Raw genomic sequence first — 25,247 nt, forward strand, 5'->3', positions numbered from 1 at the left:
GTGAATGGAAAAAATCCTCCCCGAAAAAAGTAAAAAACGAGAGAGGGCCATTATGCGTTCACTTTTCCGTAATCTGTGCATTATCTGCGTCATAACCGCTTTTTCAGCAGCCGCCCACGCACTGCCTGGCAGCGGTACCGAAGCCGACCCCTGGCTCATCCAGTCCCTCGCCGACTTCGACGAATTCGCCGCCGACCCCAACTACTACTCAGGCCACACCCGCCTAGAAACCGACATAGACCTAACCGGCCGAGTCTACGAAACCGCCGTAATCGCCCCGGACACCGACAAAGATACCTCCGATTTTCAAGGCACCAAATTTACTGGTTCCTTCGATGGTAACGGCCATGTCATCAACGGGCTGGTGATCACACCCCAGGAAAAAGGACTTGATTACATAGGTCTGTTTGGCTTCTTGGATTCTGCAGCCATTTCAGATATAGGTCTGCAGCACGGCATTATAATTCTCAATAGAGATGGTTCTTATGTTGGCGCTCTGGCCGGTATGAACGAAAATGGTCATGTACAAAGGTGCTTTTCTGCTGTTGACATAATCGCTGACGGTTGTACTGGCGTTGGCGGTCTGCTCGGCGTAAATATGGGAAACATTGCTTTCTGCTATGCCGCTGCAAATGTCGAGGGTAACCATGCCGGTGGACTGGCAGGTTATAATATTGGACAGGTTAACGACTGCTGCACAGCACCCGGCCAACTAGTCGAAGGCGATCTTGCGGCTGGATTCATAGCAATCAATAAGGGTTCAGTTACCAACTGTTACTCTACGACTGCAGTCGAGTCTGCCTCCAGCGGCAACAATGCTTTCATTGCAGTGTCTCAGAATGCAACTGTTCAGGGCTGTTTCTACGAGGTGCCCAGCGAAAGTGCAAGTGGCAGCATTTCCGGCGGTGCGATAGGCAAAACCACCGCCGAACTCCAGGATCCATCTACGTTTATATCCGCTGGTTGGACTCTTGTCGATCCCCAATCCGGACCCACCGGCTGGTACATGACTGAAGACCAATACCCGCAGCTTTACTTCCACACGGCCGATACCGTCACAGTTCCATATGTCAAAGAACTGTCACAAAATCAGGCCCAAACGATTCTAAGCCAGAGCGGCTTTACCTCTTTAATCACACAGTCCGTTCCAAGTCTTTCCGTGGAGCAGGGAAAAGTTACCGGCCTTTCACTTGCCGAAGGCAGCCGAGCCAATCGTGACCATGCTATAGTCCTTTATATCTCTGCTGGCAAAGGACTGGCTGATGGATCACAGCAAAACCCCTGGCCCATATCGTCACAACTGGATCTCGAATACCTTACAGATAATCGACAGCTTTATGCGGACAATTTCAAAGTACAAATAGATATCTTTATTGATTATAAAACCACTTACAAGAACGCTATAATATCACCCTATATAGAAGGTTCAGTTCCTTTCAGTGGCAGTTTTGATGGAAATGGCCGCAGCATTCACGGCATCACTATCAATGCATTCGGCATAGCCCAAGATGATCTCGGCCTCTTCGGGTCTCTCAGTAGTGCAGCAGTCTCAAACCTGAATCTTGTCAACTGCTCAGCAGTCGGAAACTCTCAGGACATCGGCTTACTTGCTGGAAGCAGTGCCGCTAGGATCACTAATTGCAATGCCGACGGTAATGTATTCGGTTCAAAGTTTATCGGCGGCCTGGTTGGAAGATCTTACAATGATAGTTTGATAGAAAACTGCTCGTTCAATGGCACTGTCTACGGCCATGAATATTCATCAAATATCGGCGGCCTAGTTGGCTACAATGCTGAACTCTGGTCGGGTGATTGTAAAATTATGAATAGCAGCTTTACCGGCACTGTGACAACTGAGACAAGCTCCCAATATGTTGGCGGAATTACCGGCTCAAATCGGGGGATTATTGATGGCTGTTCCGCAAATGTCACCATAGAGAGTCAACGAATGGTCGGAGGAATATGTGGCCTTAACAGGAGTCGCATCAGCTCGTGCAGTTCGCAAGGTTCAATCAAGGGATCTGAGGCCGTGGGCGGAGTTGTTGGCGATAACAGTTCAAACATATGGTACTCATCTTCAACTGCTGAAGTTATAGGCAGTGATAACGCTGTTAATATAGGTGGCCTCGTCGGTTACAATGGCACTTTCATAAAAGATTGTTATTATGATGGCTCTGTACGCACGGGCCTATCATCAGATTCAGTTGCAGGTTTTGTAGGATATAACCGAGGGAGTATTTGGGCATCCTTTTCCAGCTCCGATGTTCTCCTCGGTCAGAACTCACTAAATGTTGGCGCATTTATCGGCAAACAGGATAGCATCGGAAGTGTAAGTTGCTTCTGGAACAAAGATTTATCTGTACCCGCATCCGGCATAGGCAATGCTTTAAGCGGCTACACCGACGTGACAGGCCTGACTACTGCTCAGATGCAGGACCCCGAAACCTTCAAGCAGGCATACTGGTATACATCCGATTTTGAACGCGGCTACCCTGGCTGGTACATCGAATCAGGCTCCCTCCCCAAACTGCACTATCAGCGCCCCGACACGTTGGTTGTTCCTCAAGTTCGTGGCTTGTCCTCAACTGACGCACAGGACACCCTCACAGCAGAAGGCATAAACATCGATTCAGTTAAGCACGTCGCCAGCCTTTCAGTACCCGCCGGCAACGTCGCGGGCCTCTCAGCGGTACAAGGCGAACGGATCGCAAACACGACTGCGATCACAGTCTACGTCTCCACCGGCCCGGGCGACGCCGACGGAAGCCCGGAAAAACCCTGGCCCCTCGCATCCCAATTGGACCTGGCTTATATCAGAGACAATGTTCTAACGCCTCGCAACTGCATCCTGACTGCAGACATCATGATGGACAGTGTACGCTTTGAAAATGGGCTGGGTGGGATAATCGGCCTTTTTGACGGCAACGGTCATGTGATCGGCAATTACAGAGGACCAAGTTTCTTTTCCGTAATCGGATCACTGGATGAGAGAGGGCGCGTGATCGATTTGGGATTTGAGCATGCAAATGTCCGTGGGGGTCGCACTGGTGGAATAGCCATCACGCTTGAACAGGGCCTATTGAAAAATTGTTTTATAAAAGAGAGTTTCGTGGCAGGCATGGAAGAAACCGGAGGGCTGGTCTATCGCATTGGGAAAAAAGGAACAGTCGAAAATTGCTATTCAGATGCATATTTATCATCGTTTGTGGTAGGAGGTTTGGCGGCAATTGGTACAGGAAAGATTTCGAACTCTTATGCAACTGGGATTCTGATGGTTAGCCAGGTTGGTAGCTATACGTGGGCCGGAGGTCTGGTCGCTCGCAATTCCTCTGGCAGCGTCACTGATTGCTACGGTGTTGTTAAGGTGCTTGGAGAAGAAAAAGTCGGCTTATTGTTCGGCGAGTTTTACGGCGGTGCAGAAAATTGTTTCTGGAATACGGAACTGCAGCCGGGTATTCCTGCTGTCAGTGACGGTCTTCAGTATGACGGCATCACAGGTTTGACTACCGCCGAAATGCAGAACGCGCAAACATTCATCGAGGCAGACTGGCACCTCGCTGACTTCACCACAGGCGCACCCGGCTGGTATCTCCCCGAAGGTTCCTATCCCCAACTGCACTACCAGAACCCGAACGCCACCCGTATTCCGTACCTCCTCAGTCAAACCCAGGCAGACGCACAAAACAAGCTCGCCCAAGCGGCCCTGACCGTCGATTCAACCCAGAACGTCCCAAGCATCTCCGTCCCGACCGGCCTCACTGCAGGCCTCTCCCTCTCAGAAGGGGGGTACGTCACAAAAGGCACCGCAGTCGATCTCTACATATCATCAGGCCCCGGCGCCGCCGACGGCACACAATCAAACCCCTGGCCCATAGCTTCCCAGCTTGACCTCGAATACCTCACCGCCCACCCAGAGCTCTACACCGACTGCTTCACCCTGACAACCGACATCTCCGTCAGGCGGAGTCGAATCTACCATGATGCGATCATAAATCAGGACTTCTCAGGTATTTTCGACGGAGCCGGGCATTCTATCAATAATCTTAGATTCCTGCTTTTTGATGACTATAACACCACCTTAAACATGGGACTTTTCAACGGCATTACTGAGCAGGGCATTGTCCGCAACTTAGGCCTGCATGATTACCTGACAAAATACGCCGATCGTATGTCTGGCTTTGCATTTATCAATGCCGGCACCATAGAAAACTGCAGCTTCTCAGGAGCACCCGGAAACGTAGCAGGAATGGTAGGTGCAAATAACGGAACAGTGGTCGACTGTCGCGCCGAAGGCTATGCCAGTCGAGCCGGCGGTATTTCAGGATCAAACAGCGGATTGATCACTAACTGCACATCCGGCATCCAACAACAAGGCTCATATTCAGGAAGTGTCGGTTGTCTGGTGAATAAGAATTACGGCACAATAGAGTCTTGCAGTGCGTCCGGCAAATTGATCTCCGGCAGATTCTGCGGCGGTATCGCCGGCGAAAACACCGGCGAGATCATAAACTGCCAAAGCACCGCAGATATTGTTCTGGATGTTTATGCGTCGCCGTCTGAGTCCTACATGGCCGGAGGCCTCGTCGGCTACAACGCCACAGGACTGATCGACCGCTGTTTCGCGCATGGCACAGTTGAAGGTCCTGTTGCCGGTGGACTTGTAGGTTGGAATGTTGCACGGATCAGCAATAGCTATTCTCTAAGCGACGTAAAAGGCTCATATGCAGGTGGCTTCGCGGGCTACAACTGGTACTATGAATGGTTCTATACATATGATGGCCCAACCGAACTCCTCAACTGTTACTCCACAGGCTCAGTAGAACCCGTCGACGCCGAATCCAGCATCGGTGGTATGGTTGCATTAAATAGACTCGCCAACATCGCCGACTGCTTCTGGGACACCGAAACCTCAGGCCTCACCAACGCACTCGGCAACGACGACCCCAACTCCGCCTTCGCTACCGGCCTGCCCACCGCCGACATGCAAACCGCTGCGACCTTCACCAACCCAGGCTGGGACTTCACCACCGACGACGGCGACCCCGCCGACTGGCACATCCGCGAAAACCACGGCTACCCGCTCCTCGCATGGCAGCAGCTCGCCCCAGGCGACATCGCCGGCTCATACGCCGTCAACAACATCGACTTCGCAGCCTTCGCCGCAGCCTGGCAGACAACCTCCACCGACCCCGCCTACAACCCCGACTGCGACCTCAACCCCGACGGCTCCATCAACGTCCACGACCTCATAATCTTCGCCGACAACTGGCTAACCAACCCCCAGCACGGCACCTGATCGCCGCAACAGATACCTCCCCAGCACATGTAATCATCACATAAATCAAAAGCCCCCGGCAACCCAAAGTCGGGGGCTTTTATACTTGTTGCAGAAACCGGCCAAAGCAAGCAACAGTCAAAATATATGCCGCATTCCCCAGCCGCATAATTTCACAGCTCGCCGAGAATGGACCCAACGGATAGTTCGTCGGAGGCGCGGCTGTTAAATTCTGCCCCGGCCCAATTAAAGCTTCCTACTATCCCGTCCCAAATACTGCAAATGCCGCAACAGCAAACCCGATCCGCCCCCTCAATCAAACCGCAAAAACCCCTCCGCCTTGCCCAGCAGCTTTCCGACCTTCCCAACATCCTCGATCCGCCCGATCTTCCCCTCCTTCCGCATCTTCATGATCCGCCGCACCGTCACAGGCCCCAACCCCGGCACACGCAGAAGATCCTTCCGCCTCGCCCGGTTAACGTCCAGCGGGAAAAACTCCGGATGCGCCTCCGCCCACACCTCCTTCGGATCCGCATCCAGCGACAACTGCCCGCCCTCACCGTACACAATATCCTCATCCTTAAACCCATACTTCCGCAGCAGAAAATCCACCTGATAAAGCCGATGCTCCCGCGTAAACGTATCCTCCGCACGCTGCACCTCCGCCTGCTCCCCCGGCATCGCCTCATGCCCCAGCCCCTTCTGGTACGCACTGAAAAATATCCGATGCATTTTCAGCCGATCATACATCCCGCCCATATACTTCACGATCTCCGCATCGCTCTCCCCAGCCGCCCCCACGATAAACTGCGTCGTCTGCTTCACCCTCGCGTACCGCTCCCCCTTCGCCGTCAGCCTGCTGATCATCTTTATCGGTTCGACGATATCCCGCATAAAGTCCTTCTTCCCCGACAGCTTCGCCAGCTTCCCCGCACCCGGCGTCTCGATATTCAGCGAAACCGCACTCGCCAAACTCACCGCCTCACGTATCGCCCCCGCACTCGCCCCCGGTATCACCTTCAAATGAATAAACCCCCGAAATCCGTGCTTGGCCCGCAGTATCTTCGCAGTCGCATTCAGCCGATCCATCGTCGCGTCCGGCGACCCGCAAACCCCGCTGCTCAGAAACATCCCGAAAACCTTACCCCTCCGCCAGTACTCCATAAACACCCGCGCCGTCTCCTCAGGCCCCAAACTCACCCGCCGCAGATCCATATCCTCACGCAGCGGACAGTACCGGCAGTCGTTCCCGCACGCATTCGACATCAGCGTCTTGAACAGCACGCTCTTGCCCCCGTTCGGCAGGCTCACCGGGTATATCCACTTCCCCTCGCTGCCCCGCACACGCTTATCATCATCCTTACCGCTGCACGCACAAGCCAGATCATACTGCGCATCCGCGCTCAGTATCTCCAGCTTCTTCAAAGTGTCCGGCCTCGAAATTATCGCCGTCATAAAAGCATCCCTGCCCTGAAAAAACGCAAAACTTGCAACACCCATACCATACCGAACAAATGTTCGGGTCGCAACCCTCTCTTCAAAATAATCTGCCGACTAACCCTCGAAATCTCCCACGAAAGGTGCTATAATACCACCTCAATTCATAATTAAGTCAGGAGAACTACCAGTGGGACTCGATGATATGCTCGGCGATTTCAGCGACGACATGACCGACGGCACGATGATGGGCCCGGGCTTCGGCGGTGCAAACTCACGCTCTAGCTCCCAGCCCCAGAACCTCGGCCAGGCACACAGCCGAATAACCCACCTCGAAACCGCACTCGCCAAAACTCTCACCATCTGCGAGGCCCTCTGGGAAATAATGCGAGACGAGAACGGCTACACCGACGCTATGATCCAGGCAAAGGTCAGGCAGATCGACAACCGAGACGGCAAACAGGACGGCCGAAACAAATCCGCCCCCATCAAATGCTCCAACTGCGGCCGAACCATCGCACCCCGACACCAGGCATGCATGTATTGCGGAAACCCAAACGAAAAATCCCTTTTCTCGATGTGATCGAACATGGCTAAAAAAAACAACGACCGAAAGATCGAATCGCTCAAAAAAACCGCCGACCATGGCAATATGTACGCTCAGTACGAGCTCGCAAACGCATACTTCTTCGGCAGGGGGGCACCCCAGGACCACGAAACAGCCCTCAAGTACTACCGCCTCGCCGCAAAACAGAACCTCCCCGAGGCCCAGTACATGGTCGGCCACTGCTATTACCACGGACTCGGCACACGCAAAAGCTACAAAACCGCCCTCAACTGGTTCGAAAAAGCTGCCGGCCGGGGCAACCCCCAGGCACACGGCTACATCGGCGAAGCATACAAATACGGCAACGGCGTCCCGCAGGACCGCGCAAAGGCTCTACCGCATTTCAAGGTTGCAGCAAAAGCCGGCGACTCCATCGCACAGGTCGACCTCGCCTATTCGCTCTGGGAGGGCATCGGCACACGCAAAAACCGTCCCCAGTCCATAAATTGGTACCGCCAGGCCGCCCACCAGAACAACGAACGCGGCCAGTTCAACCTCGGCCTCTGCTATCTCTTTGGCGAAGGCGTCCGCAAGGACATCAAAACCGCCTTCAAATGGTTCCACCTCGCCGCCGAAAACGGCCATCCCCGCTCGATGTTCTGGGTCGGCCACGCATACCTCACCGGCCAGGGAACCCGCAAAAACTCCTCGCTCGCCTTCAAGTGGTTCCTCAAAGCCGCCGTCGCCGACGACTCACGCGGCCAGACCTACCTCGGCATGTGCTATCACGACGGCATCGGCGTAGACACCGACCTCGAAGAAGCCGTCCACTGGTATCGTCTCGCCGCCGCCCAGGACGAACCCTTCGCCCAGTACTGCCTAGGCCTCTCCTACCTCGACGGCGACGGCGTAAAACCCAACAAAACCACCGCACGCAAATGGATAACCAAGGCCGCCCAAAACGGCGACCCCCTAGCCCAAAAAGAACTGGATCATCTAACATAACAAAACCGCCAACATTTGAAGTAAACGGCACAAAATATACTTCCTGAGCCCAAATCAACCAGAATTGTCATCCGCCGCAGGCGGACCAAGAGAACAAAACGCCCCTCGAACTCACTAACAACAACATCGGTACGACCAAAACCACATGCAGCCAACCTGTAGGGTGGACCATGTCCACGCAAGGTAACGCCTTTACGCAAAACTAAGCACTGCCGGCATAATGACCATAAACGCTTCCGCGGCCAAACTGTTATTCTGCGAAGCCCCCGAACTCAGCACAAAGCAACCAACGCAAAGTGATTCATGCTTCTTGTCATCGCCAGCAGCAAAACACGCTGTTACCCATCTGCCCTGTTTGTTTTGTAACCTATCTTAACGGTTTGTCCCCATTGTCACCCCGGACTTGATCCGGGGTCCAGAGAACACCACGTGCGCGCATGCACGTACACAACACCAATCTACTCAACGTAGACAATTAAACGTGCATGGTGCTTACCAAAACCACATGCAGCCGACAAAACGCAATCGGCGCCTAAGCCGCGAGCCCCCGCGCACAAAAAAAGCGGGCCGCCCAAAAACGACCCGCCTCATCATCGTAACGAACCACCTACTCCGGCCATTCACCCGTGAATACTTCCGTCGCAGGACCCGTCATATACACACAATTATCTTCCTCGCACCAGTTCAGCTCCAGATCCCCGCCCGGCAGATGCGCCTTCGTAACACGCTCGGTCTTACCCGTCAAAACGCCCGCAACGCCGCACGCACATGCACCCGTGCCGCATGCCATCGTGATCCCGCTGCCGCGTTCCCACGTGACCATCGTAAACTCATCCGGAGCATGCACCTCGACCCAGTGCCCGTTCACTCTCTCCGGGAACAGATCATGATTCTCGACCTTAGGCCCGATCTTAGGAAGAACGATACTGTTCACGCCTTCGTCAACGAAGAATACCGCATGCGGATTACCCATCCCCACACACGTCATCCGCAATACATCGCCCTCGACCTCGATCGGCTCTTCGATCACCTCGTCCAGGTTCAGCGCAACCGGGATATCCTCACCCTTGAGTATCGGCTGACCCATATTAACGCAAACCTTCTCGACCTTGCCGTCATCGCCTACTGCCAGACCCAGCTTTAGGATTCCTCTGCCAGTTTCCACACGCAGAGAATTCTTGAACGTTTCCTGGCCCGGCACCGAAAACTCGCTGTCGCCCCTAGCCAGCCCATGATCGAAAGTGTACTTCGCAACACAGCGAATGCCGTTGCCGCACATCTGTGCTTCCGAACCGTCCGAGTTGAACATCCGCATCCGCACGTCCGCAACATCACTCGGGCATATCAGGATCAGCCCGTCCGCCCCGACGCCGAAATGCCGGTCGCTGATCTTCACAGCCACCTCTTCCGGGTTCTCGACCTTCTCTTCAAAACAGTTCACATAGACATAGTCATTACCAAGACCATGCATTTTCGTAAATTTCATTATCTCACCTCGGTGTAAAAGTTATCATCACAAAATCGTCCCGACTGTCATCCGCGCATACAGAAATGCGCGCACACCAGATCGGTAAACAGGGATTATACCCGCAAACACAGGAAAATCAAGAAATGAACGATACTGCTTCAGCTTCCCCGCAACTCTTCACCCGCTCCGCATATTACCCCCAGGCAGATGATTTCAACTTCACCCCCCCCCCCGTATGAGAACTTCCGTCTTACTTGAGAAGGGCGGCACCGCGCCCGAAACTGGATACTGCTCATTTCGCTACGGAAAACTCTTTCTTGCGTGTGTTCATCTGCGCCTTCAGCCTTGCGATGATCGAAGAATGCATCTGGCTCACACGTGACTCACTCAGATCCAGAGTCGCGCCGATTTCCTTCATCGTCATCTCTTCATAGTAATAAAGAATGATGATCAGCCGCTCGGCACGCGTAAGCCCTTTAGTCAGCAGATTCTTAAGATCCCGCTTCTGCGCCTCGACCAGCGGATCCGAACTCTTCTTGTCCTTGATCACGTCAATCTCGCGGACGTCCTTGTCACCCTCGGAATCCGAAAAGTTCGTGCTCAAAGAAACGACTCCCGTCGCATAAGCATCTCGCTGCAGTCTCTTGAATTCCGTCATGTCAAGCTGCAGTTCGTTCGCGATCTCCGTCTCGGTAGGCATGCGTCCCAGGTGGGCTTCCAGCGTACTCAATGCGCCTTCCAACTGATGCGCCCTCGCCCGAACAAGTCTCGGCACCCAGTCCATGCTTCTAAGCTCATCGAGGATCGCCCCGCGTATTCTTGGAGTGCAATATGTCTCGAACTTAACCCCTCGCTCAGGATCGAATGCATCTATCGCATCCATCAATCCGAATATGCCCGCACTGACAAGGTCATCAACCTCAACCTTGTCCGGCAGCTTCGCATAGATCCTGTCCGCTGTATACTTCACTATCCGCAGATAGTTTTCCATCAGGAGGTTGCGATATTGTTCGTCATGCGTTTCAAAGAAGCTCTGCCAAATCTGGCCGATGTCTTGGGCTTGAGCTGTTTTCATTGTGAAACCTCCGTGTTTTTTACCAAATTTTCTTCCCGCTGGTCCGCCTGCGTCCGATAACCGCGACTGGCCGCCTTGATTCCTGGCCTTCCAGCCCAAAAATGTGCCTCTGCTAAGGCCCTTACCTATCGGCCATTGATCAAACCGGGTTTAGCTGAATAAATTCGCTACTCGTTTGAAAAAACCTTCCTTGGTTTTTACCGCTGCGCCTCGCGACAACCTTGCCGCCATGGCGCCTATCGATGACGTAATGCCTGACCTCGGGTAAGCCAGCACAACCGGCTTTCGCTTCCTGACCGCTGAGACCAGCTTGTCCGTCCTGCACAGAACACCTGCTTCATAAACAGGTATATCCAGGAAACGCATGGCAACGTCGGATATCTGCCGGTAAACCCGCTTACCTTCACTCACTGACCTCGCCATATTAACTACCAGGCTGATACGTCCATCATAATCGTGTGCCGCAAGTACCTTTATCATCGCATATGCGTCCGTCATCGCAGACGGCTCCGGCGTAGTTACAACCAGCGTATGATCCGCCGCCAGGCAGAAACTCACTACCGAGCTGCTTATCCCGGCTCCGTTGTCGATGATGATCAGATCTGAATTCTTCTGGATCCCGTCCAGCTCCTCCAGCAGCCTCTGCCTCTGGAACTTATTGAGATTCGCCAGCTCCTCGATGCCCGACCCGCCGCAGATCACATCAACGCCGCCGGGCCCAACCTGGATGATCTCTTCCAGGCTCTTCTGCCCGCTTATGACGTGTCCCAGGTTGCTCTTGCAGCTAATGTCCATCACCACATCCAGATTGCCAAGCCCCAGATCAGCATCCATCGCGACAACCTTCTTACCCGACACTGCCAGGCAGATCGACAGATTTGCGACGATATTGGTCTTACCGACACCGCCTTTGCCGCTGGTTACCGCGAGAACTTTTCCTCTGACGCTTTGCTCGGACATTACCTCTTCCAGTTTTTTCGTATTCTCATCCGTCAAATTATTCTTCCTTCTTCCCTCGCGTCCTGCAAAGCAGTCAAATCCGGGCTGTCGTCTCAGAGCTGCTTAACAGTCGCCTGTCGCTGCTCCTTATGTCGGAGCAATTCCTCCGCGACTTTTCTGTTAAGCATATTCTCGGAGATCTTCTTCATCTGTTGTTTGAGGTACTTACTTATGTCATTTTCAAAGAGCTTTTTTGCTTGCCTGTCCACCACGGCCTCGGTCTCGAACCGTCCGCCGCCGCAGAATCTTATTGTCTGGTTATCACTGAAAACAAGCCGATTGTTGCTCACATGCTCGGACATTGCAAACGCCATAAGATCCGCAAAACCGTCCACATCGAGGTCTCTGGGCTCAAACGACTCATCGTTAACCGCGAGTACGTTGTGCCTGAGAACCTCGTCACGACGCCTGGTGAATTCAATGATCTTTACCAGGATATCAGTGACATTGTCTTGTATGGCCGGTTTGAGGTTCATTGTCTTAACTGCCGTCTAAAAATCTTTTTCCTGTCTCTTATTATTTTTCAATTTTTTCTCTTTTGGGGCCGATAACAGGGATACAACTCAGGTCCCGCCCTTAAGAATCATTCCCAGAAGAAAGTAAGATAGTCTTGATCTCCGAAAGGGTCTTGGTCTTACGCAGGTCCATGATCAGCTTCAGACGCTCAAAAACGCTCTCGTCATAAAGCCTGTGTCCTCCCTCGGTCCATCCGCATTCCTGGATAAGCCCCATCGTTGTGTAATTGTGTATAGTTTGCCGGGTAAAGGGGGTATGCCGTACAACCTCTCCTATGCGATACCGCTTTGCAGGAGTTTCAAAATTCTCAGCCATGCAATGTTCCCCGAACCCTTTTCTGTTTTCTCCACCTGTCAGCTTTTCGTAAAAGCTCTTCTTATTAGCATCTTCCTGCTTTGCTGGAAGCCTTCATAGTGCTGATTTTAGCAACCGGTTTGTTAAGCTAACAGCCCCCGTCGCCGTTCCAGCGTTGCTGCCTCTGAGCATCACAAAGAGCCTTTCCCGTTCCAGCTTCAGCAACTTCCAGCTTTGCTGAAAAACCTTCAATGTTTCAGCACCTGAACCTGTGAGCACCACAAAGAGCTTTTTCTGTTCGAGCTTCGGCACTGAAAAGTTCTGCCGAAAACTTACTTTTCCAGCCTCAGCAGCTTATCTTCCACCCGGCTGAACACCCGGCAGCACACAAATCTGCCGGTACAAACCAAAACGTGTTTTACATTTTATAAAATGTAAAATACATTTTGCTTCCAGTCAACGTTTTTTTGATATTTTTTGTCTTTACAGAACGATAAAAATGCCGATAAAGCCTAATCGCATCATTTCGAGCATTAAATACCGCCCATATTTTGCTTTGAGTCACCAGCTAAAGTCCTGAAATTACCCATCGATGCAGCAGTTTTTGACTGCCTCGCGGTGTTTTTCATTATCCTTAGACAATTGCGATTTTCTCACCCATTTTCAATATCGCAGATTAACGCGCGAACCGCTCAAGCCGATACTTTACTGTCTGATACAGTTGCAGGTCTTTGAGACCTCAGCAGCGGGAAAGGGGAAAATGTTCTTTAGAGAAAATCCAGTGTACTATGGAAGATAATAGACCAAAGCAAAACAGCCATGATCCGCTCAAATGTTCGGGCCAGGTCTGCAGGCTGGAATCGATCACGCCGCTGGCCAGAAAACTGAATTGCCTGGACATGAAGCAGATCGCCGACATCTGCGTCACCGACATGCCCAAACTGGTAGGGGCCAGGCTCGCATCACTGTACATACTGGACGATACGAGCGATATTTTGCACCTAGAAAAAAACAACCATCCGTTCCTTATAAACAACATTGTGTCACTGAACCAGAAACCGCCTTCACCGATGGTGGCGGCGGTTCGCAGCAAGAATCTGATACTGGTGGGCGACATCGACGACATCAAAAAGCCATCCAGCAACAAGATATCTCGTGCATTTTCCAAAAATTACAATACCAAAAGCTGCATAATCGCGCCGCTTATCTGTCAGAACAGGGTGGTCGGCGTGCTGAATCTCAGCGACAAGGCCGACGGCGGAACGTTCGGCAGGGCGGATGTGGCGGCAATAGAGCTGTTCAGGCAGCTTATCGGCGCATCGATAGGCAATGTAAAGCTGTTTGAGAAATCACAGCGGCTCGCGCAGACCGATGGTTTGACGGGAATGTATAATCACAGAACATTCTATGAAACGCTGGAGGCGGAACTGCGGCGTGCGGAGCGGTACGGCGGGCAGATATCGATCATAATGGCGGATATTGACAACTTAAAGCCCATAAATGACAATTACGGGCACAGAGCGGGGGATCTGGCGATCAGTCAGATCGCAAGACGGATAAGAGCGTGCATCAGGCAGATCGACATACCGGCCAGGTACGGGGGTGACGAATTCGCGGTAATACTGCCCAATACTACACTTAGCGATGCTGAAAGAGTGGCGAACCGCATCGTGAGTATGGTAAAAGGGACACCGATGTACTGGGAACAGAACGAAATACCGCTTTCTATAAGTGTAGGAGTGGGGCAGTACAATTCCCGGAGTGCTCCGGGGGATGTTACAAAGGCGACCGATCAGGCGATGTATGCGGCGAAACAGGCGGGTAAAGGCACGGTAAAGGTGTTTGAGACGCAGTCCGTGCTATAGGCTGTCCGGCTGTAAGTGATTGTTTGTGCATGACTTATGACGTTGTATTGTCTGGCTTATGGGCGGGTTAGCAGGTTTTTCTAATTATGAGCAGGCGTGCACGAAAACCATCTGTTTATTGGGTTAAATAGACTCTTTTTATGGCTTAGTAAGTAGGGTAAAAGTGGGGTAAAACGCGTCAAAAGTGGGTAGAAGTTAAGCAAAAGTAGGGTAAAAACGGCTAAACCTGCGACGGTTTGGACCGGTGTAAAAGGGGCGTCAAAGTCGCTAATTGCTTCCTCTATTCTGCTGCGTCAATCTTGCACAAAATTCAAATTCATGATTCTAATTCCCCCATGCCATCCGTATAATTGCCCCGATGGCAAAGGACTCCAAAAACTCACTATTCGAGAGTGCTGAACGCGAGAAAATCCAGCAGAATGCTCCGCTTGCGGTGCGGATGCGGCCGAGGGATCTGGATGAATTCGCGGGGCAGCAGCATTTTATTGGCCCGGGCAAGCTGCTGCGCAGGATGCTGGATGCGGGCAGGCTGACCAGCGTGATATTTTACGGTCCGCCGGGTGTGGGCAAGACAAGTCTTGCCAGGCTGATCGCTACACTCACTGAGGCGAAGTTCCATTATATTTCCGCGCCTGCAGCGTCGGTGAAGGATATACGGGAGATTATCGACACGGCGAAATCGAGGTTGATGTCCTCGGGGCCGAGGACGCTGCTGTTTATTGACGAAATCCACCGTTTTAACCGTGCGCAGCAGGACGTGCTGCTGGATGATGTGGAGAACGGGGTGGTGACTTTGATAGGCGCGACGACGGAAAATCCTTTTTTTTCTGTAAATTCGCCGTTGATCAGCCGGAGTACGATCTTTAATTTCGAACCTTTGGACCAGTCGGACATTATAACACTGTTGCGACGTGCGATCTGTGACCCTGAACGCGGATTCGGCAAGCTGGACATCGATGCGGATGATGATGCATTGGAATACCTGGCTCTGATGTGCGACGGCGATGCGAGAAGGGCGCTTACAGCTTTGGAAGTGGCGATACTTTCACAGCAGAAAACGGGCGGGAGGGGGCAGAAAATACGCCTGGATCTGACAATAGCTCAAGAATCCATTCAAAAAAAGTCGATTCGTTATGATAGCGACACGCATTATGACCTTGCGTCTGCGCTGCAGAAGTCGATGCGGGGTTCGGACCCTGATGCGACGACTTACTGGCTGGCGAGGATGATAGCAGGGGGCGAGGACCCCCGATTTATCGCAAGGCGTATAGCGGTTTGTGCATCTGAGGACGTTGGCAATGCGGATCCGATGGCTGTGGTGGTAGCAGCCTCGGCGGTGCAGATAGCGGAGCTGGTCGGTATGCCGGAGGCGCAGTTGGCCTTGTCGCAGGCGGCTATCTATGTTGCGTGTGCTCCGAAATCGAATGCTTCTGCGAGTGCTATCTGGCAGGCAGTGTCGGATGTGAAGGCAGGCAGGACGATACCTGTGCCCGCACATTTGAAGGATGCTCATTACAAGGGTGCCAAAAAGATGGGATACGGAACCGGATACAAATATCCGCACAAGAGCCCGACGGGGTTTGTTCCGCAGGACTATCTTGGTGAGGAGCTTGGGAAGCATTACTATGAACCGAAGGAAGTCGGCAGGGAAAAAACGGTTAAGCAACATTTGCAAAAGCTCAGAAAGTATCTAAAATAATTCTCTGAGCGGCGATTTTTAAGAGGAATATATGGACAAGAATCAACTGCGTATGCAGATCAAAAGAGCCATGCTGGACATGGACGATCAAAAGCGGGCACAGCTCAGCAAGAAGGCATGCCAGAACCTCATAAACACGGACGACTTCAAAAAAGCTGCGGTAATAATGGTATATCTGTCGCTTCCGCATGAGGTTGACACGACATTTATCATCTTGCAAGCGTGGCAGCAGAATAAGACGGTTGCGGTTCCGAAGGTTTCGTGGCAGCAGAGGCACATGATACCAGTGGAGATAAATTCTCTGGAGAGCGGTCTGTCGGTGGAAAGGCATGGTCTGAGGAATCCGAGTACGGGTTTGCCGATGCCTCTGGAGGATATAGACCTTGTAGTTACGCCTGCTTTGGCTTTCGATCGACATGGACACAGACTGGGCAGGGGAGGCTCATATTTTGATCGCTTTTTCCAGTCACCAAGACTGAAGGCTAAGAAATGCGGACTGGCATTTTCCGGTCAATTGCTGGATGAGGTGCCGCAGGATGAACATGATGTACCAGTCGACTGTATAGTCACCGACGAAGGTGTCATTGATTGCAGTTCACTCACGGAGGAATAAATTGGCCCGAAGACGACGCAAATATCCAAAATACAGAAGCCGTTACAGCAGCTACGGGCGGCGTGCGGCCCAGCGGAAGCAGCGAAGGTTAATGGTTCTCGGTGTGCTTGTAATCGCCGCGGTTTTTCTTTTCTTCAAGTTCAGGGGCGATGATGAGCAGCCGGAAGTTGTTGGTGTGGATGACAGTATCATAAATGACATCAATCCTGATTTTGGTGAAGATACATCGTCTGCGAATACGTCTGCTGAATCTTCCAACAAGCCAAGTCCGGAGCCTGCATCTGATCCGGTTTCTGAAACGCAGACGAAACCTGAGGTTGTTACACAGCCTAAAGTCGAAGCTCCAAAACCGGAGCCGGTTGAAGTTGTTGAAAAGAAAGAAACGGTAAAGGACAAGGTCGCCAGTGAGCCTGCAGCGAAGGAACTGACGGCGAAGGCGGTTCAGGACATGAGAGCGGGTAAGACGATAGCTGCCCGTGATAAGCTCAACGAGGTCCTGGACATGAAGCTGAGTGATAGCGACAGGGAGAAGGTCAAGGCGGCGCTTGCGGATCTTGCGGAGAGGTGGCTGTTCAGTCCAGAGGTTCTTCCGGGGGACGAATTGAGCGAGTACTATCTGGTGCAGCGGGGCGATTATCTTTCGGAGATCGGCAAACGTTACAAGGTTCCTTATCAGTTGATCATGAAGATCAACGGCATACCCAGTGCCAACCGTCTGCGTGCGGGGCAGAAGATCAAGGTGGTCAAGGGGCCTTTCAACGTTGCGATATTCAAGTCCGACTTTACGATGGATCTTTATCTGCAGCGGACCTACGTGAAATCTTACGAGGTCGGTCTGGGCAGCATGGAACACGAAACGCCATCGGGCAAATGGCGCGTGGAGCCGAACGACAAGCTAAAGCGTCCGAACTGGACAGATCCTGATACGGGAGAGACGTTTATCGCGTCCGATCCTGAATATCCGATCGGCGAACGATGGATCGGTATCGAGGGGATCGAGGACAAGACCCGGGACAAGACAGGTTTTGCAATACACGGTACGAACGAGCCTGAGAGTATCGGCAAGCGAGCGTCGCGGGGATGCATCCGGTTGAAGAATACCGATGTGATCGAAGTTTACAATATGCTTTATACAGGTGATTCGCTTGTCTACATATACGACTGATGGATCAGCGTAAAGAGAACATATTAGCGTCCATGTACAGCCCGGCCCGTCCGTCAAGAAGATGGGCCTGGGCTGTTTCTATTGCGCTTCATCTGTGCCTGTTCGGAGTGTTTGCGGCGATAAATCTGCATGATGCGAACGGGCAGTCGGAGCGGGTGGGGGTAAGCAAGGCGAATATAAAAGCTATCCAGGAGAACTCGCTTACGGTTCCCAAGCCGAACATCAAGCCGCCGAGTACTACAGCAGCCAAGCAGGCTTTGCGGCCGGATGCAGCAGAGAAACCCGCATTTTTGAGATCGCCGCAGGAGGACAGGCCCGAGCCTGCTGTGCAAACACTTGCGACGCCTGCAATCGCGCAACCGCGGACGGAGTTTTTCGGCAGCCGGACATCTCAGCGAAAGATATGTTATGTGGTGGACTGTTCGGGTTCGATGCTTGGTTTTTTCTCGCGTGTGCGGGATCAGTTGGCAGCTTCGATCAATTCGCTGAAGCCGGACCAGTATTTCTATGTCATCTTTTTTCATGGCGATGAGCTTATCGAGAGCGGTGATGGACGCTTCAAACGGGCGAGCAGGTCAGCTAAGGCTGAGGCGATCGATTTCGTGAGGTCCATACGGCCGGGCGGTGCTACGAATGCCGAGAGGGCGCTTCGCAGGGCCATGCTGATCCGTGATCATTCGGGCAATCCAGCCCAGCAGATATATTTTCTGACCGACGGTTTTGATTTTGCCTCGCCTGATCCTGACGTTGTTTCGACGTTCACTAGGGACATACTTGAAAAGGTTCGACTGCTTGCGCCGCGTGTGCGGATCAGTACTATCGGCTTCTGGGTCGAGCCGGCGGATGAAGAGGTGCTGCGTTCTCTGGCTCGTCTGACGCAGGGCGACTTTGTGAATCTGGGTGAGGAATGATCCGCTTGATTTATTAAACTGCATAGGGTACTTTATCGCCATGAAGACATTTCATAAAAAGAACGGTAAGGCCGGACCCGGTGGGCCTGGGGCTTTATTGACGCTGGTTATCTGCATAGCGTGTGTTACCGCTACGCTGTTTGCGGCTGAGCAGGGGGGCGGGGGAGATGGGGCCGGTCAGAAGAGCCTTTTCGCTCAGTTCATTGTCGCGGGGGGGTATATCGTATGGTTCGTGCTGATCCCGATGTCGATGGCTGCGATCTATCTGATCACGGATCTGTCACTGTCGTTGAGACGCAAGAAGCTGCTGCCGGACCATATTGCAGCTGATATCGAAAGCAAGGCAGCGAACGCATCGCCTGATCAGCTTGCCCGGGTCCTGGTGAGTCATACCGATCTGGTCAGCCGGGTGCTGATGCGGATCATCGCGAAATCGAAGAATACGCATCCCGATAAGAAGTACATCAACCATCTGGCGTCGGAGGCGTTGAATGAGCAGGCATTGCAGTTACTTCGCAAGGTCGAATGGTGCAATATAATCGGGAACGTGGCTCCGATGGTGGGTTTGTTCGGGACGGTTTTCGGCATGATCAAGGCGTTTAACATTCTGGGTATTTCGGCGTCTCAGCCGAGGCCCGACGAGCTGGCGGGGGCGATCTCGACGGCTCTTATCACGACTTTCTGGGGGCTGCTGGTTGCGATACCGGCGCTGGCGATGCATGGTGTTTTCAGGTCGCGGATCGAGGCGCTGGTGAGTGAGGCTGCGATCGAGGTTGAGACGCTGCTGTCGCAGATAACGCTGCCCCATGCTCCTGATGCGGAGGGTAAGGGGGCGAATAACATTCCGTTCGCTAAGCCTGTATCGCGGGGGGCGAAGCAGACGCCTCGCCGTTGTCCCATTAACCGAACCGGTTCAGCGTAGTTGGTATGCTTTATACTAGCCGTAAAAAATCCGATGCGTCTCAGTGTGATCTTACGCCGATCATAGACATCGTGTTTCTGCTGATCATTTTTTTTATGATCGTGTGCACTTTTATATCGGCGGAGAATTTCGAGGTTGAGATCCCGGATGATATCGAGACTGCGCAGGATGCACAGGTGGATCCGCCTCAGACGGTGACTTTGACGGCGATGCTCGAAGATGGTGAGGTGGTTTATGCGGTGGGGTCGGCGCGTATATCCGTGCCGGCGTCGGGGGAGCTATTGGGGAGTCTTACGGATCAGCTCGATGCTCAGCTTGCGAAACTGCCGGAGGATAAGAGGCTGGTCGATCTGCGTATCGACAAGGATATTCCGTACAAGTACTGCCAGAATGTGCTGGCGGCGATCAATCGGAGCAGTGCGAGCAAGATCAATATTGCGGTGACGAAAGAAAAAAGGTTCGCAGCGGAATAATGGTGAGTATTGAGTTGTGCCGCCGCAGAATTTAACAGCCGCGCCTCCGACGAACTTTCCGCTGGGTCCATTCTCGGCGGACTGTGAAATTATGCGGCTGGGGAGTTGGTGAAGGGGAGGGGACATTTGACTGCTGCTTCCGCTGCTCGTAAGGGTATTAAAAAAAGGCTGCGCTAAGTATAGCACAGCCTTTCAATTATTCTGCTTTATCGGGCTCGATCTCTTTAGATCTATGCTGATTCTTTTCTTGCCTGCTGCTTCTGTTCGAAGAGATCCTCGCGTTTTTCGATAACGGCCTCGGTGATGACGTACTTGCCGTTCTCGGGCTGTTCGGGCAGATGGTACATCAGCTCGATCATCAGTTCTTCGGTGATGGCGCGGAGCGCTCTTGCGCCGGTATCGCGTTCGATAGCTCGTTTTGCTAGCAGTTGCAGTGCGTCATGGGTGAACTCGAGTTCGGCGTTTTCGAGTTCGAACAGTTTTTTGTACTGCTTGACCAGAGCGTTCTTGGGCTCGGTAAGTATCTGTACCAGAGCATCTACATCCAACGAATTCAGGGTTGTGATGATGGGCAGACGACCGACCATTTCGGGTATCATGCCGTACTGAATGACGTCTTCGGCCGTTACTTTCGAGATGGTCTGGCTGTATTCGTTCTGTTCGTCGTCGTTCACGGGCTTTTGCTCGCTGCCGAAGCCGATCATGCGTTTACCGAGACGCTGCTTGACGATGTTGTCGAGTCCGACGAACGTGCCGCCGCAGATGAAGAGGATCTGGGATGTGTCCATCTGGATGTAGGACTGCTCGGGGTGTTTTCGGCCGCCCTGGGGCGGGATGTTTGCGGTGGTGCCTTCGAGCATTTTGAGCAGAGCCTGCTGTACGCCTTCGCCGGAGACGTCGCGAGTGATCGAGACGTTCTGGTTGGTTTTGCCGACCTTGTCGATCTCGTCGATGTAGACGATGCCTCGCTGGGCGGCTTCTACGTCGTAATCGGCGCTCTGGAGGAGGCGCAGGAGGAAGTTTTCGACATCCTCGCCGACGTAGCCGGCTTCGGTGACGGTTGTTGCGTCGCAGATCGCGAAGGGTACGTTGAGGATCTTTGCGAGTGTTTTTGCGAGCAGGGTCTTACCGGAGCCGGTGGGGCCGATGAGAAGGATGTTCGATTTTTCGATCTCGACTTCCTGGTCTTCCATGTCGGCATGCATGAGGCGTTTGTAATGGTTGTGTACGGCGACGGAGAGGCACTTTTTGGCCTCGTCCTGGCCGATTACGTACTCGTCGAGGAATTCTTTTATTTCGCGCGGCTTGGGCACGTCCTGCATTACGAGCGAGGAGCCTTTTTGCCTGCGTCGTTCCTGTCTTACGATGTTGTAGCAGAGGTCGATGCACTCGGGGCATATGAAAACGCCGCCGGGGCCTTCGACGAAGGCGTCGACCTGTTTTTTGGACCTGCCGCAAAAGCTGCAGACCTCAACTTTTCTACCGTCTCCTGATTTCTTAGCCATATATTGCTCCAATCACGTCCTGGCTGTTTGTCCAGGGCAAATTCTTTTGTTCTTTCCGCCCCTAAAATACTCAGAAGCACTTACTCAACTGCTTCCGGTTATTAACAAGCCTTTAATAAACATTTGTTACTCGGGCTCATTGTAGGTTGATATCGGGAAATAATCAAGCTTTCTATTTTCCTGTTTCCTTGAGCGATACGAATTTTTCGGGCCATGGTTCCGGTATTTCGGAAAAGGAGTTCAATAAGACGTCGACGGCGTGGTTGAGGTCGGCGGGGTTGGTTTTGGGGGTTTGGGACCAGTTTTGCAGCTCGTGGTATTTTGCCCGCCACCACTGCCAGGAGGGGGTGTTTGAGTTTTGGGCGGATTTTCTGTGTGCGGCGATGGTGGTCCAGAGGCGGCGTGCCTGGGTGAATTTGTTTTGCAGGGTGAAAAATCTTGCTCGGCAGCGGAGGTAAGGTACACTTTCGCTGTATTCAGTTTGGGTTAGTTCTTCGAGGATTTCGCGGATTTCGTTGAGGTCGGTTCGGTTAGGGGTGTCGGTGGTTTGTGAGAGGATGGTGAGTTCGGCCCAGGTGAGTTTTGCTGTGGGGGTGGGGAGTATGCGGAGGCATTTGTCGGCGAGGGAGAGGTATTTTGCGGGAGGGGGCGTGAGGGTGTATGCGCCGCTAGCGTGGACGTTTTCGCCGCCGTTGAGGATTTCGGTGAGGACGTGGATGCCGGTTGCGGCCCAGTCGCTGTCGGGTTTGTCGAATTGCAGGAGCGTGGTGACCGCGTGGGTGTGTTTGTCGGCCCGGAGGAGGGCGCGTGTGCGGGTTGTGCAGAGGTGTTCGGTCCGGGCTGCTGATTCGGGGTCGATGAGGTTGAGGATGCGGGTTGGGGCGTCTTCATTGTCGGTTTCGAGCAGCCAGTTGCCGTATGTTGCGAGGGCTCGCAGGCGGAGGTCGCGTTGGGGCTGGGTGTTCGGGTTGAGCTGGTCCAGGAGGTTTTGCAATTGTTTGCGGATATTGCGTTTTTTGTCGGGGTTGGCGGCGGTGTCATATTTTATCAGCAGGTTCTCAAATTGGGCGTGCGGGGCGTAGGTTTCGGCCTGATCGGTCAGTTCGGAGAAGATTGTTTTTGCGTGGTCGGTCCGGCCGTTCTCTTTGAGGAGGAGGGCGTAGAGGTATCTTAGCTGTTCGTCGTATGTGTCGCCTGCGAGGGTGAAATAGTATGCCATGGTGTCGCGGGCGATGCGTAGGTAGTGGCTGTCCTGGTAGTACAGGCCGTAGGCGCAGCGGGCTCCTTCGGCGGCAATTTCGGCTCCGCTGAGGGTGAGCATCTTGTCCTGTTCGTCACGCTGTTTGTCGGCTGCCCGCATGTAGAGTTCTATGGCTTTGAAGGCGTTAGTTTCGGCCAGGCTTTTGGCAGATGCGTAGCAGACGGGGGCGGATGCGAGGTGGTCCGTGTTGCGGATCTTTTTGAGCAGGGCGGTGTAATCGGCAGGGTCGCGTCTCAGGGTTTCGGTTGCGATGAGCTTTGCTTCTAGCGTGGTCATTTTGTCGATTTTTCGGTTTGGTGCGGCGTCGAGCAGGACCATTCCCGCGTGGGTTCGCAGGGCGGGCCAGCGTTCGAGGACGTTGCTTATTATGGAATCGCTGCCGACTTTCAAGCCGACGAGGGCGAGTTTTAGCCAGGGTTCGTAATTGTCGCGGCTGGGGCCTTGCTGGAGTTTGTCGGCTAGTTTTTCGATGGTTTGCGGGTTGGGCGGTTCGGTGCATCTGTTGAGGAGGGCGGCGGCGTCGATGCGTACGGGGGCGGGGAGGCGTTCGTCTCGGAGCATGCTCTGGGCCGCTTCGATGGTTCTGCGGTTGTTTTCGTTGAGGCTTTGTGCACGCAGGCTCATGACTTGAGCTTCGCCGCCTGTGAAGACGTCGCGGAGGGGGGCGCATTTTTGTGTGATGCTTTCGATCAACTGTCGGCGGTTTTCGCCCTGGGCATTGACGGCCTGCCAGAAATTGCACCTTGCTATCAGGAGCCGGGTTGAGGCTATGTCGGCGACGAGGCGTCTCCAGAGGCCGTTGGATCCGAATCGCCGGTCCCAGTCTTCGCCGTCATAGTTTTCTATCTGGTCGCGGTAGGTTTGCTGTTTTTGCAGTACAGTGTGGAGTTTGCTTACAGTGTCTGATGCGGTGGCGGCGAGTTTGCTTTTTGGGTCGCTTTGAAGGTTATCGCCCTGACAGAACCAGCCCATACGCTGGGTCAGGGTTTCGGAGAGGAATTGGCCGTAAGTTTCATGGGCTGTTTCTCTTGCCCGCCTGATGTCGCCGCCGTCGCAGAGTGTGCCTGCTGCTAATGCGGATGCACAGGTTCCCAGAATTAAAAAAAGAAATATTCTGATCAACTTCTACCCCAGCTTTCATTCATACAGAAAGTTACGTCGTCCATTCCCATGCTGCCCAGTACGTCATATATCTTGACGAGGTATTCCCAGGTAACTTCGTCGTCGCAGCGTATTTCTACGGGGTCGCCGGCGTATCTGCCCTGAGCGTCGGCGACGGATCTGAATGCATTTGCAAATTCGGCGAGGCCTGTGTCGATGTCGTCGGCTGTTATGTCGGCTTGTGCTCTGCCGCCTATGACTACACGGCAGCCGTTGGATTGGTTGGTTACCTGGACGTTGAGGGGTTCGATCGCGGAATAGGTTTCTATCCGGGCATCGCGTTTCGGGAGCTTGATGGACATGAAATCTTCTGGCAGGCGGAAGTTTGCGGTGAGTACGAAGAATGCCAGGAGCAGGAATATGACGTCGATCAGGGGGAGCATCCGCAGTGCGATCTTTCTGCTTTTTGGCTTTTCGAATGCTTCAAGCCTGAGTCTACCGCCATCTTCGATGTAGTGTTCGTCTGCTTCCATTTGCATCAGGCTTTATTTTTGGCTGCAGCTTTTGCGCCGGCTTCCAGCGCCTTGTCATTGATCGCGAGCAGTTGAGGTTTTTTGCTTCCGAAGAGGTCCTCAATCGCACGTACTACGTTGGACATTTTGACGACTTCGGTCATCGCAACGAATGCGCCAAGCGCGGTGATGTTGGCTACGCGTATATTGCCGAGGCTGCGGGCGAGTTCACCGGCGGGCAAGCAGCACACGTCGAGGTCGTCGCGGTCGAGTTTGCAGCTTGCGAGACTGCCGTTGATTATCGCTACGCCGCCCGGTTCTATTGCGGGGACGAACCTGTCGACGGAGGGCTGGTTGAGGAGCATGGCTGCATCGGGGCGTTCGACTACTGGGCTGGCTATTTCGTCGTCACTGATTACGATGGTTGCGTTGGCTGTGCCGCCTCGCATTTCGACGCCGTAGCTGACCATGCCGGTGACGTTCTTTTTTTCGAGTACAGCGGCCCGGGCGAGTATGTTTCCTGCAAGGACGATACCCTGTCCGCCGAAGCCCGCTATCGCAATTTTAGTTTCTGTGGTTTGCATAGTTTACCTCAGAGCAATGG

At 53.2% G+C, this 25,247-nt stretch carries 21 protein-coding genes; 10 read left to right on the forward strand and 11 right to left on the reverse strand.

Going from position 1 to position 25,247, the window contains the following annotated elements:
- Positions 1 to 4 precede the first annotated feature (4 nt).
- Positions 5 to 5,296, forward strand: coding sequence for a GLUG motif-containing protein (locus STSP2_RS07560; protein ID WP_146661377.1), 5,292 nt, complete (start codon positions 5 to 7; stop codon positions 5,294 to 5,296).
- Positions 5,297 to 5,587: 291 nt separating this feature from the next.
- Here the strand turns inward: STSP2_RS07560 and STSP2_RS07565 are convergent, their stop codons facing one another.
- Positions 5,588 to 6,730: a radical SAM protein gene (locus tag STSP2_RS07565; RefSeq protein WP_146661379.1), complete on the reverse strand. Its 1,143-nt coding sequence runs from the start codon at positions 6,728 to 6,730 to the stop codon at positions 5,588 to 5,590.
- Positions 6,731 to 6,902: 172 nt separating this feature from the next.
- Between STSP2_RS07565 and STSP2_RS07570 the strand changes: the two genes are divergently transcribed.
- Positions 6,903 to 7,295, forward strand: coding sequence for a hypothetical protein (locus tag STSP2_RS07570; protein WP_146661381.1), 393 nt, complete (start codon positions 6,903 to 6,905; stop codon positions 7,293 to 7,295).
- A gap of 6 nt (positions 7,296 to 7,301) precedes the next feature.
- Positions 7,302 to 8,264, forward strand: a complete 963-nt coding sequence (locus tag STSP2_RS07575; RefSeq protein ID WP_146661383.1) for an SEL1-like repeat protein — start codon at positions 7,302 to 7,304, stop codon at positions 8,262 to 8,264.
- A 607-nt stretch (positions 8,265 to 8,871) separates the two neighbouring features.
- Here STSP2_RS07575 and dapF read toward each other — a convergent pair.
- The 6 genes from dapF to STSP2_RS07605 form a co-directional block, all read right to left on the reverse strand.
- Positions 8,872 to 9,750, reverse strand: a complete 879-nt coding sequence (dapF, locus tag STSP2_RS07580; RefSeq protein WP_146661385.1) for a diaminopimelate epimerase — start codon at positions 9,748 to 9,750, stop codon at positions 8,872 to 8,874.
- A 274-nt stretch (positions 9,751 to 10,024) separates the two neighbouring features.
- Positions 10,025 to 10,807 (reverse strand): FliA/WhiG family RNA polymerase sigma factor, encoded by a 783-nt coding sequence (locus tag STSP2_RS07585; RefSeq protein ID WP_146661387.1) that lies wholly within the window; start codon positions 10,805 to 10,807, stop codon positions 10,025 to 10,027.
- Positions 10,808 to 10,957: 150 nt separating this feature from the next.
- Entirely contained in the window at positions 10,958 to 11,803 is an 846-nt protein-coding gene (locus tag STSP2_RS07590) for a MinD/ParA family protein (RefSeq protein ID WP_146661389.1), read from the reverse strand.
- A gap of 56 nt (positions 11,804 to 11,859) precedes the next feature.
- A complete protein-coding gene (locus STSP2_RS07595; RefSeq protein WP_146661391.1) occupies positions 11,860 to 12,282 on the reverse strand; it encodes a hypothetical protein in 423 nt (140 codons plus the stop codon).
- 100 nt (positions 12,283 to 12,382) lie between these two features.
- Positions 12,383 to 12,637 carry a helix-turn-helix domain-containing protein gene (locus STSP2_RS07600; RefSeq protein WP_146661392.1) on the reverse strand — a complete coding sequence of 85 codons (255 nt, stop codon included), beginning with the start codon at positions 12,635 to 12,637 and terminating at the stop codon, positions 12,383 to 12,385.
- Between the two features lie 93 nt (positions 12,638 to 12,730).
- Positions 12,731 to 12,928 carry a hypothetical protein gene (locus STSP2_RS07605; RefSeq protein WP_146661394.1) on the reverse strand — a complete coding sequence of 66 codons (198 nt, stop codon included), beginning with the start codon at positions 12,926 to 12,928 and terminating at the stop codon, positions 12,731 to 12,733.
- A 476-nt stretch (positions 12,929 to 13,404) separates the two neighbouring features.
- On the opposite strand from STSP2_RS07605, the gene STSP2_RS07610 reads away from it, so the two are divergent.
- From STSP2_RS07610 to STSP2_RS07640, 7 genes are all read left to right on the forward strand, one after another.
- The gene (locus STSP2_RS07610) at positions 13,405 to 14,481 is read left to right on the forward strand and encodes a sensor domain-containing diguanylate cyclase (RefSeq protein ID WP_146661396.1); all 1,077 of its coding nucleotides are present in this window, start codon (positions 13,405 to 13,407) and stop codon (positions 14,479 to 14,481) included.
- Positions 14,482 to 14,839: 358 nt separating this feature from the next.
- Positions 14,840 to 16,180, forward strand: coding sequence for a replication-associated recombination protein A (locus tag STSP2_RS07615; RefSeq protein ID WP_146661398.1), 1,341 nt, complete (start codon positions 14,840 to 14,842; stop codon positions 16,178 to 16,180).
- Positions 16,181 to 16,211: 31 nt separating this feature from the next.
- A complete protein-coding gene (locus STSP2_RS07620) occupies positions 16,212 to 16,793 on the forward strand; it encodes a 5-formyltetrahydrofolate cyclo-ligase (protein WP_146661400.1) in 582 nt (193 codons plus the stop codon).
- A 1-nt stretch (position 16,794) separates the two neighbouring features.
- Positions 16,795 to 17,958 (forward strand): L,D-transpeptidase family protein, encoded by a 1,164-nt coding sequence (locus STSP2_RS07625; protein WP_146661402.1) that lies wholly within the window; start codon positions 16,795 to 16,797, stop codon positions 17,956 to 17,958.
- On the forward strand, positions 17,958 to 18,869 hold the full coding sequence (locus tag STSP2_RS07630; RefSeq protein WP_146661404.1) for a vWA domain-containing protein: 912 nt from the start codon (positions 17,958 to 17,960) through the stop codon (positions 18,867 to 18,869). The genes STSP2_RS07625 and STSP2_RS07630 overlap by 1 nt, the downstream gene beginning before the upstream one ends.
- A 40-nt stretch (positions 18,870 to 18,909) precedes the next feature.
- Positions 18,910 to 19,791: a MotA/TolQ/ExbB proton channel family protein gene (locus STSP2_RS07635; RefSeq protein WP_146661407.1), complete on the forward strand. Its 882-nt coding sequence runs from the start codon at positions 18,910 to 18,912 to the stop codon at positions 19,789 to 19,791.
- A 5-nt stretch (positions 19,792 to 19,796) separates the two neighbouring features.
- Entirely contained in the window at positions 19,797 to 20,264 is a 468-nt protein-coding gene (locus STSP2_RS07640) for an ExbD/TolR family protein (RefSeq protein ID WP_146661409.1), read from the forward strand.
- 230 nt (positions 20,265 to 20,494) lie between these two features.
- Here the strand turns inward: STSP2_RS07640 and clpX are convergent, their stop codons facing one another.
- The 4 genes from clpX to STSP2_RS07660 all read right to left on the reverse strand — a co-directional run bounded on the left by clpX (position 20,495) and on the right by STSP2_RS07660 (position 25,227).
- A complete protein-coding gene (clpX, locus tag STSP2_RS07645; RefSeq protein ID WP_146661411.1) occupies positions 20,495 to 21,769 on the reverse strand; it encodes an ATP-dependent Clp protease ATP-binding subunit ClpX in 1,275 nt (424 codons plus the stop codon).
- Between the two features lie 172 nt (positions 21,770 to 21,941).
- On the reverse strand, positions 21,942 to 24,152 hold the full coding sequence (locus STSP2_RS07650) for a hypothetical protein (RefSeq protein ID WP_146661413.1): 2,211 nt from the start codon (positions 24,150 to 24,152) through the stop codon (positions 21,942 to 21,944).
- Complete coding sequence (locus STSP2_RS07655; RefSeq protein ID WP_169853066.1) at positions 24,149 to 24,664, reverse strand: ExbD/TolR family protein; 516 nt, start codon at positions 24,662 to 24,664, stop codon at positions 24,149 to 24,151. The genes STSP2_RS07650 and STSP2_RS07655 overlap by 4 nt, the downstream gene beginning before the upstream one ends.
- Before the next feature lie 5 nt (positions 24,665 to 24,669).
- Positions 24,670 to 25,227, reverse strand: coding sequence for a 2-oxoacid:acceptor oxidoreductase family protein (locus STSP2_RS07660; protein WP_146661417.1), 558 nt, complete (start codon positions 25,225 to 25,227; stop codon positions 24,670 to 24,672).
- Between the last annotated feature and the right edge of the window lie 20 nt (positions 25,228 to 25,247).

The organism is Anaerohalosphaera lusitana, assembly GCF_002007645.1.
Taxonomy (GTDB): Bacteria; Planctomycetota; Phycisphaerae; order Sedimentisphaerales; family Anaerohalosphaeraceae; genus Anaerohalosphaera; species Anaerohalosphaera lusitana.

What these genes read in the sequence shown, in the direction of transcription:
- STSP2_RS07560 (WP_146661377.1), top strand. Translation starts at nt 5, where the DNA reads ATGGAAAAAATCCTCCCCGAAAAAAGTAAAAAACGAGAGAGGGCCATT.
- STSP2_RS07565 (WP_146661379.1), bottom strand. Translation starts at nt 6,730, where the DNA reads ATGACGGCGATAATTTCGAGGCCGGACACTTTGAAGAAGCTGGAGATA.
- STSP2_RS07575 (WP_146661383.1), top strand. Translation starts at nt 7,302, where the DNA reads ATGGCTAAAAAAAACAACGACCGAAAGATCGAATCGCTCAAAAAAACC.
- dapF (WP_146661385.1), bottom strand. Translation starts at nt 9,750, where the DNA reads ATGAAATTTACGAAAATGCATGGTCTTGGTAATGACTATGTCTATGTG.
- STSP2_RS07585 (WP_146661387.1), bottom strand. Translation starts at nt 10,807, where the DNA reads ATGAAAACAGCTCAAGCCCAAGACATCGGCCAGATTTGGCAGAGCTTC.
- STSP2_RS07595 (WP_146661391.1), bottom strand. Translation starts at nt 12,282, where the DNA reads ATGAACCTCAAACCGGCCATACAAGACAATGTCACTGATATCCTGGTA.
- STSP2_RS07600 (WP_146661392.1), bottom strand. Translation starts at nt 12,637, where the DNA reads ATGGCTGAGAATTTTGAAACTCCTGCAAAGCGGTATCGCATAGGAGAG.
- STSP2_RS07610 (WP_146661396.1), top strand. Translation starts at nt 13,405, where the DNA reads ATGGAAGATAATAGACCAAAGCAAAACAGCCATGATCCGCTCAAATGT.
- STSP2_RS07615 (WP_146661398.1), top strand. Translation starts at nt 14,840, where the DNA reads ATGGCAAAGGACTCCAAAAACTCACTATTCGAGAGTGCTGAACGCGAG.
- STSP2_RS07620 (WP_146661400.1), top strand. Translation starts at nt 16,212, where the DNA reads ATGGACAAGAATCAACTGCGTATGCAGATCAAAAGAGCCATGCTGGAC.
- STSP2_RS07630 (WP_146661404.1), top strand. Translation starts at nt 17,958, where the DNA reads ATGGATCAGCGTAAAGAGAACATATTAGCGTCCATGTACAGCCCGGCC.
- STSP2_RS07635 (WP_146661407.1), top strand. Translation starts at nt 18,910, where the DNA reads ATGAAGACATTTCATAAAAAGAACGGTAAGGCCGGACCCGGTGGGCCT.
- STSP2_RS07640 (WP_146661409.1), top strand. Translation starts at nt 19,797, where the DNA reads ATGCTTTATACTAGCCGTAAAAAATCCGATGCGTCTCAGTGTGATCTT.
- clpX (WP_146661411.1), bottom strand. Translation starts at nt 21,769, where the DNA reads ATGGCTAAGAAATCAGGAGACGGTAGAAAAGTTGAGGTCTGCAGCTTT.
- STSP2_RS07655 (WP_169853066.1), bottom strand. Translation starts at nt 24,664, where the DNA reads ATGGAAGCAGACGAACACTACATCGAAGATGGCGGTAGACTCAGGCTT.
- STSP2_RS07660 (WP_146661417.1), bottom strand. Translation starts at nt 25,227, where the DNA reads ATGCAAACCACAGAAACTAAAATTGCGATAGCGGGCTTCGGCGGACAG.